Source organism: Solimonas aquatica, assembly GCF_900111015.1.
GTDB classification, from domain to species: Bacteria; Pseudomonadota; Gammaproteobacteria; order Nevskiales; family Nevskiaceae; genus Solimonas; species Solimonas aquatica.
The window spans coordinates 280,833-297,509 of record NZ_FOFS01000002.1; the positions used below are offsets into that span (position 1 = coordinate 280,833).

At 60.5% G+C, this 16,677-nt stretch carries 11 protein-coding genes; 4 read left to right on the forward strand and 7 right to left on the reverse strand.

All coding sequences use genetic code 11. The features are described 5' to 3' along the window. Positions 1-21: 21 nt before the first annotated feature. The gene (locus BMY12_RS03870) at positions 22-996 is read left to right on the forward strand and encodes an alginate O-acetyltransferase AlgX-related protein (RefSeq protein WP_093282287.1); all 975 of its coding nucleotides are present in this window, start codon (positions 22-24) and stop codon (positions 994-996) included. 985 nt (positions 997-1,981) lie between these two features. On the opposite strand, the gene BMY12_RS03880 is transcribed toward BMY12_RS03870, so the two are convergent. The 4 genes from BMY12_RS03880 to BMY12_RS03900 all read right to left on the reverse strand — a co-directional run bounded on the left by BMY12_RS03880 (position 1,982) and on the right by BMY12_RS03900 (position 8,300). Beyond that, a complete protein-coding gene (locus tag BMY12_RS03880) occupies positions 1,982-3,142 on the reverse strand; it encodes an FkbM family methyltransferase (RefSeq protein ID WP_177188825.1) in 1,161 nt (386 codons plus the stop codon). A gap of 367 nt (positions 3,143-3,509) precedes the next feature. Continuing rightward, positions 3,510-5,654, reverse strand: a complete 2,145-nt coding sequence (locus tag BMY12_RS03885) for a hypothetical protein (RefSeq protein ID WP_143068831.1) — start codon at positions 5,652-5,654, stop codon at positions 3,510-3,512. A gap of 30 nt (positions 5,655-5,684) precedes the next feature. Next, positions 5,685-6,776: a tetratricopeptide repeat protein gene (locus BMY12_RS03895; RefSeq protein WP_093282300.1), complete on the reverse strand. Its 1,092-nt coding sequence runs from the start codon at positions 6,774-6,776 to the stop codon at positions 5,685-5,687. 174 nt (positions 6,777-6,950) lie between these two features. Beyond that, positions 6,951-8,300 (reverse strand): phosphohexomutase domain-containing protein, encoded by a 1,350-nt coding sequence (locus BMY12_RS03900; RefSeq protein ID WP_093282302.1) that lies wholly within the window; start codon positions 8,298-8,300, stop codon positions 6,951-6,953. 164 nt (positions 8,301-8,464) lie between these two features. Between BMY12_RS03900 and BMY12_RS03905 the strand changes: the two genes are divergently transcribed. Both BMY12_RS03905 and BMY12_RS03910 read left to right on the forward strand, forming a co-directional pair. Continuing rightward, positions 8,465-9,874, forward strand: coding sequence for a mannose-1-phosphate guanylyltransferase/mannose-6-phosphate isomerase (locus BMY12_RS03905; RefSeq protein ID WP_093282305.1), 1,410 nt, complete (start codon positions 8,465-8,467; stop codon positions 9,872-9,874). Then, entirely contained in the window at positions 9,828-11,471 is a 1,644-nt protein-coding gene (locus BMY12_RS03910; protein WP_093282308.1) for an FAD-binding oxidoreductase, read from the forward strand. The genes BMY12_RS03905 and BMY12_RS03910 overlap by 47 nt, the downstream gene beginning before the upstream one ends. A 672-nt stretch (positions 11,472-12,143) precedes the next feature. On the opposite strand, the gene BMY12_RS19895 is transcribed toward BMY12_RS03910, so the two are convergent. From BMY12_RS19895 to BMY12_RS03925, 3 genes are all read right to left on the reverse strand, one after another. Continuing rightward, a complete protein-coding gene (locus BMY12_RS19895) occupies positions 12,144-13,013 on the reverse strand; it encodes a polysaccharide pyruvyl transferase family protein (RefSeq protein ID WP_143068832.1) in 870 nt (289 codons plus the stop codon). 136 nt (positions 13,014-13,149) lie between these two features. Beyond that, complete coding sequence (locus BMY12_RS03920) at positions 13,150-14,154, reverse strand: hypothetical protein (RefSeq protein WP_143068833.1); 1,005 nt, start codon at positions 14,152-14,154, stop codon at positions 13,150-13,152. Then, positions 14,111-15,478 carry a TolC family outer membrane protein gene (locus BMY12_RS03925; RefSeq protein ID WP_177188826.1) on the reverse strand — a complete coding sequence of 456 codons (1,368 nt, stop codon included), beginning with the start codon at positions 15,476-15,478 and terminating at the stop codon, positions 14,111-14,113. Before BMY12_RS03925 ends, BMY12_RS03920 begins: the two co-directional genes overlap by 44 nt. Before the next feature lie 231 nt (positions 15,479-15,709). Between BMY12_RS03925 and rfbA the strand changes: the two genes are divergently transcribed. After that, positions 15,710-16,591, forward strand: coding sequence for a glucose-1-phosphate thymidylyltransferase RfbA (rfbA, locus tag BMY12_RS03930; RefSeq protein WP_093282320.1), 882 nt, complete (start codon positions 15,710-15,712; stop codon positions 16,589-16,591). Positions 16,592-16,677: the final 86 nt, after the last annotated feature.

Sequence of the window (16,677 nt, forward strand, 5' to 3'; positions counted from 1 at the left end):
GACCTTGCGTCGAGGGCGTGCATGTCAGACCTTCGTGTTGAAAACGGCGTACTAATCGGCAGCCGCGACGAACTCTATCTGGCCGGCGGTGCGCATGGCATGTTGCAGTACGCTCTCGGCGAACTGCGTCCGAAGCCGTCTTCCGTCGCCGCCTTCAAGGAAAATCTCGCCAGTCGTAAGGCCATCTGTGAAAGCCTCGGGCTGCCTTACCTGCATCTGGTTGCCCCCGAGAAATACAAAGTTTACTGCGACGACTTTCCGGTCAAGAACGCTCTGTCGCCGGTCGACCATTATCGTGAATGCGGTGACTTCGTTTATCCCGACAAGCTTCTGCAAGCGGTGAGTGAAGGCCGTACCTATTTTCGCAACGATACCCACTGGGCTCCGCACGGGCAGATCGAGATCGCCTGCTTTCTGGCGAGCACCTTCGGCCTGCAGAAAATTCCAGAAGCGCGACAGGCGATGCTTGCTGCCCTGGCGCCGCGCCGGTTTGTCGGCGACCTGGGAAACAAGCTGGCGACACAGCCGAGCGAAGACGCGCTGCGGCTGCGCGCTTCACCACTTTACAGCGAGTATGAAAACGGCCTTGCGCAGGACAACTCCAAGCCCGTCAACGATGGCCGCCTGATTCTCGGGCTCAGCGAGCATCCCACCGCGCAAGGGCGGCTGCTGATATTTGGCAGTTCCTTTCTTTGGACGAGCATGCCCTACCTGGGGTATCTGTTTAAGGAAGTCGTGTTCTGCCGCACCCGGTTCTTTCATCCCGAGATGATCCACATGGTGCGGCCCGACTATGTAGTCTCGGAAATGGCGGAGCGCTATCTCAGTCAGGTGACACCCGATGCCGAGGCGCCGCCATTTCTGCTGATGCCTTATCTGCTGAACCGCGCGCCAACCTGGCCGGAGAGCAGCATTCGTCAGCTGACAAAAGCTTTGATGGGTGGCCGCGAACCGGCTTGGAATCTGTTTCCCCGGCCGCAAGCACCTTCGTCCTAATCAGGGTTCGGTCAGATTTTCTACTCCACGCCCAACGAGCCCGTAGAAAGACGCCTCTACCGAGGTTTCGTCGTTGTGCTGGGAAGAATCTGATCAGCGATGCGCACTGGCAGCATCTTCGATAGATGTGGATCAACGAGCTTGCATCGCGCCATGAAATCTCCTGCCAGGAGCGACCAAGCCGTTTCGTAAACGCAGCGGCGTATGTGCCAACTTTGCGTCGGTTCTGGGGTCCTTCTAGAGCGCTCAACGCGTGAGTTGATCCGCACCCGCTAGGCAGCGGCTCGAACGCCCATCTGGGGCTGATTGCCAAGATGCTTGGCGCCGGATCGCGGAGGCAGTAAGAGACCGCGACGCGCAGCGGCCTTTCTGGCTCAGCCCGGTCTAGCGACTGGCGCTATCCCAACGCTGGCAACCTGTGTATGCGCGGCGTCATTGGTTGAGCCAGCGTGGAGGTTGGGGCCGCGCCACTAAGGCTGCCCGTGAACCGGCTTCAGAAACCGGCAATATGAGACCTCTACGATACCGTCACCAGCAGGGTGCGGATCATGGGCGAGCACGCCATTGCTATATATCACGGAGTGCATGGCGCCCCTCGATGACGGCCCACTGGCGATGTAAAACGCCGGAAGGTCCTCGGGCTCGTGCCTGCCCTGCAATTCCAGGGTAAGCCCAAACATGCGCTGCAGCCATTCCTTGATTCGATCATCGACGGTGGCGGCACCGCGACCATGCATATCTTCAAACGGTGGGACCATCCACAGCGGAAGATCCAGCAGCGACGCCAGGCACGCTGCCATAGCGTTCCCGTTAACGAGCCCATCCGGGCTAAAGAGCTTGTCCTGCTTTATTGGAGTCATTTTCTGTCGCCTCCCCAAGCGACTTTCTTATTATTCCAAGTTTAGTTCACAGCCTTAGTGCATGAGCGAACTGGAGTCAATACTGGGACTGAGTTTGGCTTGTTGTCGCCATTAGGGCGGATATATCAGGCCGACATCCTGGAATTTTGTTCCGCCGCGGTAATTTCGTAGTTAATCAAGCGGAAAGACAAATCTCTGCCATAGGCTTGGATATTTTCAGGACCTTCGAAGTCAAGTCGGATATTTTCATGCGGGGGCACCGACACTATGAAGCTAAGTGGTATGGCACGACTGCCGCACTCCCTCAACAGGATCTGGCGATGGGCGTTGGTGGATACAGAAAGATCGCCAACCCGATGATCGCCGGCAACTGTAACCATACAACGAAAGTTCAAGCGTAAGGTGCTATCAGTTTCATTGACGATATGTGCGCAAGATGGCGTGGACGCCCAGCGCCATTCACGTCTCTCATCATACTGAGGCGACATGAATCCATTGCCAAAAATTAGCGTCCCGTGGCGACGATCCGGAGGCCTGATGCTCTGCCATCCAAAGGGCTTAACATAGGACGTGGTTTTTCGCAGCGCACTGTCATGGCGAACGAAAACCGCGTCCAGTTGGCCAAGGGCATGATCTCCACTCCTGCGCATTAACGTGGGAAGGTCAAATAGAACGAAACCACAAGCGCTCATAAATTGATAAATATCGAGAAACAGGGGGGTCTGTTCTCCGAAAAATTTATATAGTGAGCATTCCAATAGCACAACCTCGCAATCATTCAAGGCTTCCTTGGCCCCCTCTAGGACAGGCAATTCATAACCTTGGACGTCAACTTTCAAGAAGTCGAGACAGCCTCCATAACTGCCTTGCGCAACCTGATCTACCGTCTGCACCTCCACTCGATCAGTTTTGGCTACGCCATGGGAGCTACGGAATTGTCCCTGCGGGATCAATGATTGCGTCGTAATGCTGTGCTGCTCAATTTCCACAAAGCCTGGCGAGGAACCGACTGCCACTTGCGACCAGTTTGCTTGACCAATTTCCTCGCAGGTTCGGTCCAGTTCTTCTTTCCACGCGCCGATTGGCTCGAACATATGAATTTTTGCATGAGGAAATGCTGCGCGCGCCATTCGCGCCCAGTGTCCCTTCGCTGCTCCGATATCAAAGATCAGTCTTGGTTCAAATCCCTTGGCCGCCAAGAACAGTAAAAATTGATCCATGAAGTCGTAGGAAAATGGATTTCCCTTTCTGAACCCTTGGTCGAATCTATTATTCACTCTGGACATGGCGGCTCTCGAAAAGGCGCGGAAGATCATTCCATAAGCATCGCCTAGATATAGAGATCACCTACATGGAAAAGTGAGAGTCAAATCACATTGTCAAAAAAGATGCTCGTGCTTGGAGTCGAATTTTGGGAGTTATTTCTCCTTCGTTCGGGAAGAGGTGTCACGAGTTGGCTGCGCGCCAGCACGCTAAAGTAGGGTGCGGATCTTGTCCGGCACTATATTTGGACCTGCTTCTAGCTGAGAAGCGAGAAAGGTCCTGCATGCTGTCGCGATTTGAACCTTACGGAATGATGCAAAGGGGCATCGCGCCCTTTTTCATTTTGCCTAAGAAAGCTCGTAGATTTTCCATGTATGCAAATCGTTTTGCCTACGGCTGCACTGCATTGCAGTTTCGCTCTTTGTTGTTGGCGCCAATGAAGATTTCAAGATTGACGATGCGAAAGTTTGGCGTCTGCAGACCAGACTCCTGGGATAAGCTGAGTGTGATCTTGTTGATGCCATTCGCCAACTCAGATGCATCAACCTTGAATAGCTTGTTGAATACCGGTGCTGTCCACCACATCGAACGATAATAGGCATTCGCTGTTGCGCCGTCGGCGGGATCGGCCGGGACTTCGGTGCCGACAGGAGCCGTGGCAAGGTCATGGCCATTCACCTTGATGCTCAGCGCCTTCGCAATGGCGGCATAGTCGGCGTCGTTGGCCGAGGTGTTGGGATATGCAAAGAACGTCAGGCGCAGGAGGCCCCCGGAGTTCCAGCCGCCCGCTGGTTCGGCCATTTCCATTTGCAGGGTTCGGCCGCTGCCGATGAGCGCAGTGCGCGGAATCGGTAGCAAGTCGCAGTTTGAGGTCTGGGGTGATGCAGCGTTGCAGCTTTGTTCCAGCCGGTAGTGCACGCTCGGAAGAAAATAATGTTGATCGTTATGAGCGGCATTGTCCGGTCTGGCAAGGCAGGAAATACCTGCGTTGGGCTGTGGCATGGACCGTGATTGATCCCCCATGACATAGCGTAGTGCGTAGTACTGGCTGTTGAAGATCGCCATGCCCTGCACGTGGTGACGGCTATAGGCCAGGTGCGTCGCAGTGGCCAGAGCGCGCGTATCGGAAGGATAGTCCTGTGCAGCGAGGGAGTAGCCAGCCTGTTTCAGGCGGGCCATGCCCTGATAGCTGGCCATCGACGGCGGCAGTCGTCGAAGGGTCTGGAACATTTCGGCGTAGAACTTCAGATGCGAGCGGCTGGGATCGAGCTGATATTGAATCTGCTGGTCAGCCTGCGCCGGCATCGCCAGGGTTACGTAATCCGCGGACTGGTTCCGATCAATGCTCTCGAGATCTATCCCGATATTTTCCCGGTGCTGACGCCGGGACGGTACGCGCAGGCCGATACGAAGCTCGGGCTCGATCTTGGTCAGGGTGCTGTGCACACCCTTCAGAAAGCCATTCATGATGCCGATCCGCTCGGCGTTCGAAATCTCAGGGCGGAAGTACTGCGGAAAGCGGTCGAAGTCGATTTCAAATATCGCTGGGTGATAGTTTTGTACCAGCTCCGCCATCTGCATCAGCTTGAACTTGCGAACCGCCGGTGACGAAAAGTCGAGCGTCAATATGTCGCATTGTCCATCGTCAGCCCCTGCGCGCAAGACGCAACTACGCTCGCTGCACTGCGCGGCGATTTCATCGGCGGAGAGGCACATTTCACCAATGCAGCGCTTGTCGAGCAGCTTGTCCAGCTTGCCGGTGTCGAAGGCTGTCAGCATGGCCGTAAAGGCACTTTGCGACCAGCGTTCATTGGCTTCGACATTGGCTGCGCCATTTTGCTCCAGCTTGGTACAAAACGGGTCTCGGCCCGTCAATGCCGCTGCGATCAAATCCTTCTTGGTCCTGCTGCGATAAAGATCGTAGTTCCAGTTGTAGTGATGGTCGTTGAGACGAAACGAGAGAATTTTTTGTTGCGCGACTGATTTTCCCGGGCGGCTGATGAAGTCGGCAACCGGGTCGCCGCCGGCTTCAAGGTAGCTGCGCATCGGGCCTGCGACCAGACCTGGGTATCCATCGGGAGCGGGCGATGGGTCACGGTAGTAGGCCAGAGAGCGCAGGAAGCGGTAGTGATCTTCCAGCGTGTAGAGACTGGATTTTGCCCAGAACTGAGAAGTCGAGATGTTGACAGCCATGCTCTGCGCATCGACCGCATTAACCTCGCCCAAAGTCTCGTACTGTGACGAGGCCTCACGGAGGGTGCGGATGCGGTTTGCGACGGGACCGTTCGGCGTGCGGCCTCTCAGATAAACGAAGTCCCAACCCGTATTGTCATTGTTGAGAATGACGCGCGGCAGCGCCACGGGTTGTGGTGCTGTGGTGTCGGCATCGGCGCTTGTCGGCGCAAATGTCAGAGATGCAAGCAAGGTGCAGCAGCAAGCTGCCGGCATAAGGCGAAGCCGGCGCTGCCAGGGGTGGTTCTTGTTGGCTCTTGTGCGGGAATTCGAGCCGGAGGAGAAGTCGTATGCGGCGCTCATGCTGTTGTTCTCCGAGCGCCGCTTGGCGCTCTAGTTCAGGCCAAACAACTTGCCCAGTCGTTTCCAGAAGCCGACGCGCTTGCGTGAGGTGGTATCGGACAGCAGCAGCGGAGCTTTGTAACTGGAACGCGGCGGGATCGCGATGGGAATCGGACCGCTTGGCGTCGGCGCCGGTTCGGTTTCCGGGGAGCCAAGCAGCTGTACTTGAAGCTTGAGAGACTCCAGCCGTTCCGCATAGGTCTTGGATTGGGGCAGGAGCTGGCTGGCGCTTTCTTGGGCCGCCAATGCTTCATGAATGCGGCCGCAGCGTTCCAGAGCCTCGCTGTAATGGGCGTGGAACCAGGCCACTTTGCCATCCAGCCGGATCGCAGCTTCAAACGCTGCCAGCGACTCTTCAGGGCGGTCGAGGCGTAGCAGCAGGCTGGCCAGTCTCGCCTGTGGTCCAGCCGACTGGGGATCCATCTCGGACGCGGGGCGCGCGATCTCGAGGGCTTCGGCGAGCTTGCCAAGCTTGTCGAGGGCCTGTGCGAGGCAGTGATGGAACCAGACGGTACTGGGATCATGAGCAATCGCTTGACGGAATGCGGCTTCCGCCTCTTCATAGTTTCCGGCGGCCAGAGCCAGCTTGCCCAGCCTACCCAGCGAAGCTTTCGAGGGGCTGAGTGCTACCGAGCTGCGGGAGGCGGCCAGTGCTTCATCCTGCAGGCCACTGTTTTCGAGTACTGCGCTCAGCACTTCGTGATACCAGGCGACAGATGCATCGAGGGTGATGGCGTGACGCAGCGAGGCGATGGCGAAAGGCAGGCTGCCCTTTTCCCGGTAGGCTTGCCCGAGTTGGGCGTGTACAGCGGCAGTATTCATGCCCAGCTCGACTGCCTTGCTGGAAGCGGCGATGCACTCATCAAATCGCTTTTGCTTGAGCAGCGTCTGGCCAAGAGAATAGTGAAACCAGGCCACCTGATCGGAGATGCCGATGGCGGTGCGCAGTTCCGACTCGGCTGCCCCCAGTTCGCCCTGACGGATGAGTAGGCTTCCCAAGCGGGCATGCGGCTCTGCTTTGTCAGGAGACGATTCGACCGCCTCGCGGGCTGCCTTGATCTGATCGTCCAAGCTCATGTCCATGTACCGCTCCTCAGGTGAAGGGCGCTGAAAGAGCGCGCCCGTACAGTTTCAAAAAACAGTTGACCGCGTTACGGCGCCCGCTTCGCTCAATTCCGCAAAACATCCGCAGGCTCGTGGCGGAGTCTGCAGCCAGCGCTTTGCCCGGCTCGCATATGTGAACCGCTCAGTCTGCACTCACTGCGGGTTTGCTGCATCGATGAAATCGAGCAGTTCCTGCGTTCGTGCTGCCATCAGCGCGGAGTCGCCGCGGCTTTCGACATTCAGACGCAGTACCGGTTCGGTATTCGAGCCACGCAGATTGAAGCGCCAGTCGCCGAAGTCTGCGCTGAGTCCATCGGTCCATTCGACCTGAGCGTTGCGCGCAAAGCGCTGATGCACCGCTTCGATCGTGGTCTTGACGTCCGCCACCTTGCGGTTGATCTCGCCGCTGGCGGGAAAAGCCTGCATGCGCGCGGACACCAGTGCCGACAAGGGCTGGCCGGCAACGCTGATCAGCTGTGCAACCAGCAGCCATGGGATGTTGCCATTGTCGCAGTAAGCGAAGTCGCGGAAGTAATGATGCGCGCTCATCTCTCCGCCATAGAGTGCATCTTCCAGGCGCATGCGCTCCTTGATGAAGGCGTGGCCGGTCTTGGATTGAATCGGCACGCCGCCTGCGGACTTCACGATGTCGATGGTGTTCCAGGTCAGGCGGGGGTCGTGGATGATTTTGCTGCCCGGCGCCTTCAGCAGTAGTGCCTGTGCCAGCAAGCCGACCACGTAATAGCCTTCGATGAACTGCCCCTGTTCGTCAAAGAAGAAGCAGCGGTCGAAATCACCGTCCCAGGCAACGCCGAAATCGGCCTTGTTGTTGCGGACCGCATCAATGGTGTCCTGACGCATCTCCGGCAGCAGCGGATTGGGGATCCCGTTCGGGAAATTGCCATCCGGCTGATGGTGTACGCGCAGGAATTCGAACGGCAGATGTGGGGCGAGGGCATCCACGATCTTGCCGGCCACACCATTGCCGGCGTTCACGACGATGCGCAGCGGCTTGAGTTTGGCGGGATCGATATAGCCCAGCAGGTGACGGACGTAGCTGTCCCGAAGGTCCAGGGCCTTCATCGCCGGCGGCGTTGTGGGGGCCTTGTCGGTCATGCCGTTGACGCGTTGCTCCAGCGCGCGCAGTCCGGAGTCTCCCGACACCGGCACGGCGCCGCCGCGCACCAGCTTCATGCCGTTGTAGTCCATGGGATTGTGGCTGGCGGTCACCTCGATGGCGCCGTCGATGCCGGGCTGCTGCGCCGCCCAGTACATCTCCTCGGTGCCACACAGGCCCAGATCCAGCACCTCCACGCCACGGCTGAGCAGGCCATGCGCCAGGGCATTGAGCAGCGGCTGCGAACTGTGTCGGATGTCGCGTCCAAGAGCGACCTTGGCCGGGGAAAATTCATCGGCGAACGCGCAGCCCAGGCGGAATGCGATATCGGGATTCAGTTCGTCGGGTACGCGCCCGCGAAGGTCGTATGCTTTGAAACAGGACATGGTATTACGGGCGGCGGACAATGAGCGGAGGGATGCAAGGCCGGAGCAGATGCCAGCATGAATTTTGCATTTTAACCCGTGACATCAGGATTTAAACCCTTAAAATCGCAAGTATCGCGCCACCAACACCCCCGGTGGCGCACTTCCGGGAGCTCGAGAATAGTATGACTTTGTTGCCTGTCATCATGGCGGGAGGTTCCGGCACGCGCCTGTGGCCTCTGTCCCGAGAACTTTATCCGAAGCAGTTTCTGGCGCTGACGGGCAGCAATAGCCTGCTGCAGAACACCCTGGAGCGGCTCAAAGGCCTGGCTACTGCCAAGCCACTGATCATCTGCAACGAGGCGCATCGCTTTCTGGTTGCCGAACAACTGCGGCAGAAGGCAGCACTGGACCGCAATATCCTGCTGGAGCCACGCGCCCGCAACACCGCGCCGGCTGTGGCCCTGGCCGCGCTGCAGGCCAGATTGGCGGGCGAGGACCCCTTGCTTCTGGTGCTGGCTGCGGATCATGTGGTGCTCGACGTGCAGGCCTTTCACACGGCGGTGGATAAGGCAATCCCTTACGCGCAAGCGGGAGATCTGGTCACCTTTGGCGTGGTGGCCCGCACGCCGGAAACCGGATACGGCTACATCCGGCGCGGTGCGGCGCTTGGCGAGGGCGCGTTCCGGGTCGACAAGTTCGTGGAAAAGCCGCAGCGCGCGCAGGCCGAGGAGTACATCAAATCCGGCGCCTTTGACTGGAACAGTGGCATGTTCCTGTTCAAGGCCAGCCGCTTCCTGGAAGAGCTTGCTGCGCACCGGCCGGACATTCTCACGGCCTGCGAGAAAGCATTTGCCGGTGTCAGCCACGATCTGGATTTCATCCGCATCGACGCCGAGGCTTTTGGCGCCTGCCCGGAGGATTCGATCGACTACGCGGTGATGGAAAAGACCCAGCGAGCCGTGGTGGTGCCCATGGACGTGGGCTGGAGTGACATTGGCGCGTTTGCCGCCGTCTGGGAAACGCTGCCCAAGGACGAGAACGGCAACGTGCTGCGCGGTGATGTGCTCTGCCATGACAGCCACAACAATCTGCTGTTCTCCGAAAACGCGATGGTGGCTGCGGTGGGTGTGGACGATCTGATCGTGATTCAGACCAAGGACGCGGTGCTGGTCAGCGCCCGCGAGCGTGCCCAGGAGGTCAAGCAGATCGTCAATCAGCTGAAGCAGGCGGGGCGTAGCGAGCATCAGCTGCATCGTGAAGTGCACCGGCCCTGGGGCAAGTACGATTCCGTGGACTCCGGGCACCGCTACCAGGTCAAGCGGATCACGGTGCTGCCGGGTGCCAAGCTGTCAGTGCAGATGCACCATCATCGTTCCGAGCACTGGATCGTGGTGTCTGGCACGGCCCGGGTCACCGTCGACGGCGTCGACAAGCTGCTCACCGAAAACGAGTCGGTCTATCTGCCAGTGGGGGCGGTTCACGCACTGGAAAATCCCGGCAAGCTGCCACTGGAGCTGATCGAGGTGCAGGTGGGCAGCTATCTGGGTGAAGACGACATCGTGCGCTTCCAGGATCGCTACGGCAGGGCCTGATCATGCGCCGAAGTCAGCGGGGCCGGCATGGCCCGCACCGTGCCGGTACGAGGACAAAGTGTCGATAGTCGATCTGTTGTGTGGGGAATTCGGTGCGCGCTGCCTGACGCAACCCGAGCAGCTGGCGCGATATGAAATTCCGGAGCGGGGGCCGCGCGGCACCGCGCTGGCCGCCTTGCTGCCAGCCGACGAGGCCGAGCTGCAGCGAGCCTTGGCGCTGGCGAATGCAGAGGGCTTTGCCTATGTGCTCAGTGCCGGGCGTACCGGCCTGGTGGAGGCGCAGCGCCCGCAGGGCGAAGTGGTGCTCAGCCTGGAGCGCTTCTCACGTCCGCTGGCCCTGGAGCTGGCTGATGGTTCCCGCTGCGAGCTGGCGAGCAGTCCATCCCTGGCTGCGGCCCGTCAGCATCTCTACGAATGGTGGCTGGTGCAGGGCAAGCCCGGCCTGGACCACGCGGTCCTCCACGCCGAGGCGGCACTGACCATCGACGCCGCCAATGAATTGCTTGAACCCCTGGGCTGGATGTTCCCCCTGGAGCTGGGCGCCAGCGCTGCCGCGACCGTCGGTGCCTGCGTGGCCAATGGCTCTGCCGGCGCCAACGCCGTCTGCTACGGCACGGCCGCGCACATGGCGCATGGCGCCGCAGGCTTCTGGGGGCGCGCAGAAGCCACGCCGGTTTTTTCCGGCGCTGCATGGGCCCAGCCCGCGTCCGACGTGCTGGCGATCGACTCCACGCGTCTGGACTTGCGTCAGGGTCTGATCGGCACCCAGGGCATTCTCGGGGTCATCACGCGCGTCGGTTTGCGGTTGCACGCCATCCCCGTTCAGCGGGAAGCAGCCTTGCTGCCGCTGGCGGATATGAACAGCGCCATGCAGCTGTTCAAGCTCGCACGGCAAACCTTCGGCCCGGATATCGAGGAATTCGAGTTTCTGTCGCGCTCGTCATTGGCACTGGTGAAGCAGCTGCATGGCGACGGCCTGCGGCTGCCCATCGCAGAAAACATCGATGCACCGTATTACGCGCTTCTGCAACTCAAGTCCGTGGTGCATGACGATGATCTGGCTGGCCGTCTTTACGCGTTCCTGAGCGGCCCTGCTGGCTTTGCTGATGAAGCCATCGGCTACGCACCGCTGAAGAATCTCAAGCGTATCCGTCATTCCGTGACGGAGGCCAGCAACGCCCGCATGCGCGCGCTGGGCGGCGGGCGGCTGAGCTTTGATACCGCCACGCCAGTGGCAAGTTTCGGGGCTTATCTGGATCGGCTGGCGCAGGAGCTGACTGCGCTGGCTCCAGATCTGGAGTTCATCGCCTTTGGCCATGCCGGCATCGGCGGCGCGCATCTTCACCTGCTCGGCACCGCGGCCAGGCCGGTGGCCGCCATGAGCGATGAGTTGGTGCGCACCGTGTTTGACGTTACGGCCGCCCATGGTGGCACCTTCAGTGCCGAGCACGGTGTGGGGCCAAAATGGGCAGAAGAGTTTCTTCGTCGTGTGCCTGAACAACGGCTTGCCGAGCTGGCAGAGGCCAAGCGGACTTACGATCCTGGTCTGGTGCTGCAGCCGCGTAGCTTCGGGATGGAGCGGCTGTTGAAGCAGTAGGAATTGCCATGCGCACGGCCACCTTCGCGTGCAAGTCCACCACATCGCCTGCTGCATTCGCGCTCACGGAATGTTCCGTCATCGGCGTTCCGGTCTCATGGCAAAGCAAGATATCCGTGTTGTCGCCAGATTTGCAGCGAAGCAAGCCTGTAAATCGTCTTGAAGAGTTCAGTCAGATGTGACGTAAATCCGCTGGGGTGGAGCTCGATGAAACGAGATGGCGCACAACTCGTCATTTGACGCGTGGCGGATATTGCACGGAGTCGCTTGTTGCGCGCAGGCCCGTGGAAATACAGGGCCATTACCGAGGGCACTGGGGCTGCTGACCATCGCCAACGGCTCGGATGCCTTCGCTGCCTTGCTGCAGGCATATGCTCTGAATCCGCGTAGCGAAGCCGCGCGAGCCGCCTTGAACGAAGCGTGTACGAAGAGCAAGCGAAAGATGAATCTGTATCCGGAGAATCAGCTCGAGTTTTTCCCTGCGGGCTGGGCGACAAGCAGGCTTTGAATGAGCTGGTGCTGTGCGACCAACAAGTCGACAAGGCGGGGTTCAGCTCAGACCCTGGCGAGACCTATACGGATGGCATATCCCGTCGGTCTGCCTGGCATCGGTAAGCGGTCCGAGACAGACATGGCGCCTGGTCGGGCCAGTGCGCTCCGATAGGGCCAGGATCACGCAGATTCGGCGCGCAAGTAGCGGTGCACTTTTTTCTTCAGCCTGTCGGGCGGGGTGATTGGCGCGCATGCCAAGATCTGCGCCAGATCTGGCTTGCGAATCCCGCTGAAGAGCTTTGTATGGAGTTGCTCTCCTTCCGGCAGGGTGCGAGCAAAATCAGCTTCTATGCCGATGGACGCCGCGAAGTCTCGCCATTTAAAGGGCACATCGATGAAGCCGCTGTCGAAGTAACTGTATGGGACTCGATAAGCACAGCATACGATCGCAGCGTGCAGGGCCCCACATAGGACGAAGCGGGCGCTCGTTATCTTGTCTATGAATTGATGGATGGCGTCGAGGCTTGCCTCTATGTTGGGGCGAACGACCGCCTGAGCCCCTGTGCTGGAAAGAAGCTGTTCATCGGTTTTCTTCTCCAGGAAATGGGGCACACACAAGCTGGCGCCAGAAAACTCGGTCGCTGGGCGTGGACTGTACAGAGCGGGAAGCAGCAAGGCCGGATCGCCCATTGGCGTGTCCGGAGGCAGACCCAGTGCGTCACGGGTCAATGGGCCACGAACGCCAAAAAACACGCAGTGCTCCAGCAACTCCGGATCAAGAGGCAGTGCGTCCTTCTTTCCGCAGCACCAAAATGCCACCTTGGCATTCGCGCCGCCTTGGGAATGCTCAAGCCCGGCCTTTACGTGATAGTCGGAAATAACACTTCCGATCAAATGCAGGACATCAAGTCGGGATCTAGGTCGGCCCCACTGCGGGTGCAGAAGACTCCGTCCCGAGAGTTCCCTTAGAAGCAGTTCTGAGAGCAAGTCACCAAAGTTCTGGTGCTTCAGTCCTTTGCGCCAATACGAAATGATTGGCGCATCAGCCATGCGACTGTCTCCGCCGGAGCGTGCAGTGCCTGCTGGCTCCGGTGCAGAGCGCAGTTGCTTTCAGCATCTTGGCCAGGCTTCGGGCTGAGTGTGATTGCACAATCCAGCACATCGGAATGACCTGGCTGGATCGAACTCAGTGGAGCGTGCTCCAGTCCTGACCGTTGGTGGACGTGTACAGCTGACCACCGGAATAGAAAAGATAATTGCCCGACCAGTAAGCCTGGCTGCTCTTGGCGCCCGCTTTCTGCGCGACGTTGATCAGAACGCGGCCGCATTCGGCAAGGCTGCCAACCGGTGTGACTTGCCACTTGTCGCCGACGTGAACCTGGCAGCCGCGGGGCGTGCCGGGGGCGGCCTGCGGGGTGGAGAAGCCGGTGCTCGGAGCTGCGGCCGGTGTCGGGGCCGCCGCCGCCGCCGCAGGCGCTGGGGCGGGCGGAGCCGGTCGATATGGTTTGGCGGCCGCCGGTGGCGCCATGGGCACGCTCTGGCTGCCGGCCGGGGCGGGCGCAGGCACGTCACCCAAAGGTACCGGGGCTTCCAGGTCAGGCATCACGGGGGCTGCAGCTGGTGCGGGCGGCGGAGTGGCGACCGGTGCGGGAGACGGCGTGGCAGCGACAGCAGCGGGGCGCGATGCATCTTCGCCGGGCTTGCGCTCGGCCGGTTCGGCAGCAGGCGCAGGGCCGGTGCGCAGGGTATTGAGGGCGCCGATCGAGCCGCCGCCATCGCTGCGGATCGGCTGCCAGGTCTTGCCGCCGTCCGTTGACTGGTAGGACTGCCCATCTTTGTAGGCCAGGTTCACGGCGCCGAATTGTGCGAACTGACGTTCGCCAGGGGTGGCGGCCGCTTCGGCATATTTCAGGCAGCTGCTGATCGACGTTGCGCCCATCACCACCCAATCCTCGCCAATCAGTACGCGGCAACCCTTGCCGGCGGCGTCCTGCGCGAAAGCTTGGACGCTCGTCAGTGCCAGGGCGAGAGCAAGGAATCTTTTCATCGTCTTCAAATCTCGGGCGAAGGTGTCGCTGTGCGAAAGGAGCGGCAAAAATCTTAAATGACTGCTGGGATTTATGGCGAGCGCTGACGGTTGTTTGCCATCAGCGGCGCGCGCCGCCTGACTCGCCACCGCCGAGCAGGGCATCCAGATCGTCGATATCCGCCGCGCTGAGCTGGCCTACGTCGCCTTTGAGCTGCAGCAGGTTGATGAGATAACTGTAACGGGCCTGCGCCAGGGCCTTCTGGGCGCCGACCAGGGCCTGACGGGTGTTCAGCGCATCGATGATGGTGCGTGCGCCGACCTTGAAGCCCACCTCCGTCGCCACCACGCTGGCCTGCTGTGAGTTCACGGCGTTGGCGGAAGCCTTGACGGCGGAGATGCCGCTGACCACGCCTTCGTAATGGTCGCGCACGCTCTGGTTGGTGATCTGCAGCTGCTGCTGATAGTCGGCCTGCGCTTTCTTCTCGCCGGCCTCGGCCTGGCGTACGCCGGAAGACACCTGGCCACCGCGGAACAGCGGCCATGTCAGGTTCACGCCGACGTAGGCGTTCTGCGAGTCGTAGCCGAATGTAGAGGTGGAGTATTCGCGATCCAGAACTCCCGAGGCCGCGATGGTGGGCAGGTGCGCACCAAAGGCGGCGGAGACTGACTGCCTGGCCGCTTCGGCGGCGTAGCGGGCGGCCATCAGGTCCAGGTTGGTGTCCTGGGCGGCGGCCACCCAGCTGTCCACCGAGGCGGGATTGGGCGGCGCCAGCGCGATTTCCTCGCGCAGGGGCGCGACGCGGTCCATGGGGCGGCCGATGATCACGGACAGCGCGCGCTTGGCCTTGTTGAGGGCCAGCGTGTCGGTGATCACGGTTGCGGTGCTGCTGTCGTAAGAGGCCTGCGCGTTGCGGGCGTCGGTGACCGCAGCCAGGCCGGACTTGTACTTGGCTTCCTGGGTTTCATACTGCTGCTTGAAGGCCGACTGGGCGTCGAGATCGGCGCGCAGGGCGTCCTGGGCGCTGAGCACATCCAGATAGGCGCCCACCAGGCGCAGCACCAGTTTCTGTTCGGCCGAGCGATAGGCCGCTTCGGCTTGCGCGACGGTGGCATCGGCAGCGGCCACCTTCTTGAAGGCGGTCCAGTCGAACAGCGTCTGGCTCAGCTGCAATACGTAGGATTCGGAGTTATAGGTTTCCTGCAGCTGCTGATACAGCACCGAGGCCTTGTCGCCGGTCTGCAATACCTTGAAGCGGTTTTGCTTGGCACCTGCCTGTGCGCTGACTTGTGGCAGCAGCGCGCCCCAGGCCTGCGGCTTGGCTTCCTTGGCAGCGTCGCGCTGATACCGGGCGGACAGCAGGGTCTGGTCATTGTCCTGCGCCAGCTGATAGAGGTCGCGCAATACGCCGGCCTGGCTCGCGACGGGGGCGAGCAGCAGTACGGAGGCAATGGCAGTAAGACGTAGATTCCGGATCCCTGTGTGCATGGTGTCTCGACCTGTGGCTAAAAAGGCGGCCGCTGGGCGGGCGCGCTGGGCGGGATAGTAGCCTACGGGAACCCCAGCCGTGGGCGGCATCGCGCAAGAGGGCGGGGGGTTTTGAGAGCTTCGGGTCCGTGCCGGCGGATGTGATGTCTTATCCTATCCGCCGATAGACCCGGATCGCGTCGCCCCACCAGGGGCCGTGGTGCGGCGTGGCGTTTTTTCTAGAGGATATCCGTGAAACGTAAGGGGATTGTTCTGGCGGGCGGCTCCGGTACGCGACTGCATCCGCTGACACACTCGGTCAGCAAGCAGCTGATGCCGGTCTATGACAAGCCGATGATCTATTACCCGCTCAGCACGCTGATGCTGGCCGGCATCCGCGACATCCTGATCATCACCACGCCCAGGGACACGCAGTCGTTCCAGCACTTGCTGGGCGATGGTTCGCAGTGGGGGCTGGACTTCAGCTACGTGGTGCAGCCCAGCCCCGATGGTCTGGCGCAGGCCTTTCTGCTGGGCGAAGGCTTCCTCGGCAATGATCCGGCCTGCCTGATTCTGGGCGACAACATCTATCACGGCCATGGCCTGGCCGAACTCATGCAGAGTGCGCACGGGCGCGAGCAGGGCGCCACGGTGTTCGGTTACTGGGTGCGTGATCCCGAGCGCTACGGCGTGGTGAGCTTCGACGAATCCGGCCGTGCCATCGATGTCGAGGAAAAGCCGGCGCAGCCCCGCTCCAATTACGCCGTCACCGGGCTTTATTTCTACGACAAGGACATCGTGCCGATCGCCAAGTCCATCAAGCCTTCGGCGCGCGGCGAGCTGGAAATCACCGACGTCAACAAGGTCTATCTGGAACGCGGCGATCTGCACGTGGAACTGATGGGCCGGGGCTACGCCTGGCTGGACACCGGCACGCACGATTCCCTGCTCGATGCGGCGAACTTCATTCAGGTGATGCAGGCGCGCCAGGGTCTGCAGATCGCCTGTCCCGAGGAAATCGCCTGGCGTCAGCGCTGGATCAGCGACGAGGATCTGGACCGGATGGCCCGATCCCTGGCCAAGAACGGCTATGGGCAGTATCTGCAGAACCTGCTCAGGACCGGGCGCGGCTAGCACACCGCCTCCGGCCTCTGTGCGCCTGGTTTTCGCTGCCTCGCCGGCCAAGCTTTTCCTTAGAGATTTTTCTCCAGACCGAATTC

Bases quoted from the DNA above. Each gene is read 5' to 3' on its own strand.
- BMY12_RS03870 (WP_093282287.1), top strand. From the start codon at position 22: ATGTCAGACCTTCGTGTTGAAAACGGCGTACTAATCGGCAGCCGCGAC.
- BMY12_RS03880 (WP_177188825.1), bottom strand. From the start codon at position 3,142: ATGTCCAGAGTGAATAATAGATTCGACCAAGGGTTCAGAAAGGGAAAT.
- BMY12_RS03885 (WP_143068831.1), bottom strand. From the start codon at position 5,654: ATGAGCGCCGCATACGACTTCTCCTCCGGCTCGAATTCCCGCACAAGA.
- BMY12_RS03895 (WP_093282300.1), bottom strand. From the start codon at position 6,776: ATGGACATGAGCTTGGACGATCAGATCAAGGCAGCCCGCGAGGCGGTC.
- BMY12_RS03900 (WP_093282302.1), bottom strand. From the start codon at position 8,300: ATGTCCTGTTTCAAAGCATACGACCTTCGCGGGCGCGTACCCGACGAA.
- BMY12_RS03905 (WP_093282305.1), top strand. From the start codon at position 8,465: ATGACTTTGTTGCCTGTCATCATGGCGGGAGGTTCCGGCACGCGCCTG.
- BMY12_RS19895 (WP_143068832.1), bottom strand. From the start codon at position 13,013: ATGGCTGATGCGCCAATCATTTCGTATTGGCGCAAAGGACTGAAGCAC.
- BMY12_RS03920 (WP_143068833.1), bottom strand. From the start codon at position 14,154: ATGCCCTGCTCGGCGGTGGCGAGTCAGGCGGCGCGCGCCGCTGATGGC.
- BMY12_RS03925 (WP_177188826.1), bottom strand. From the start codon at position 15,478: ATGCACACAGGGATCCGGAATCTACGTCTTACTGCCATTGCCTCCGTA.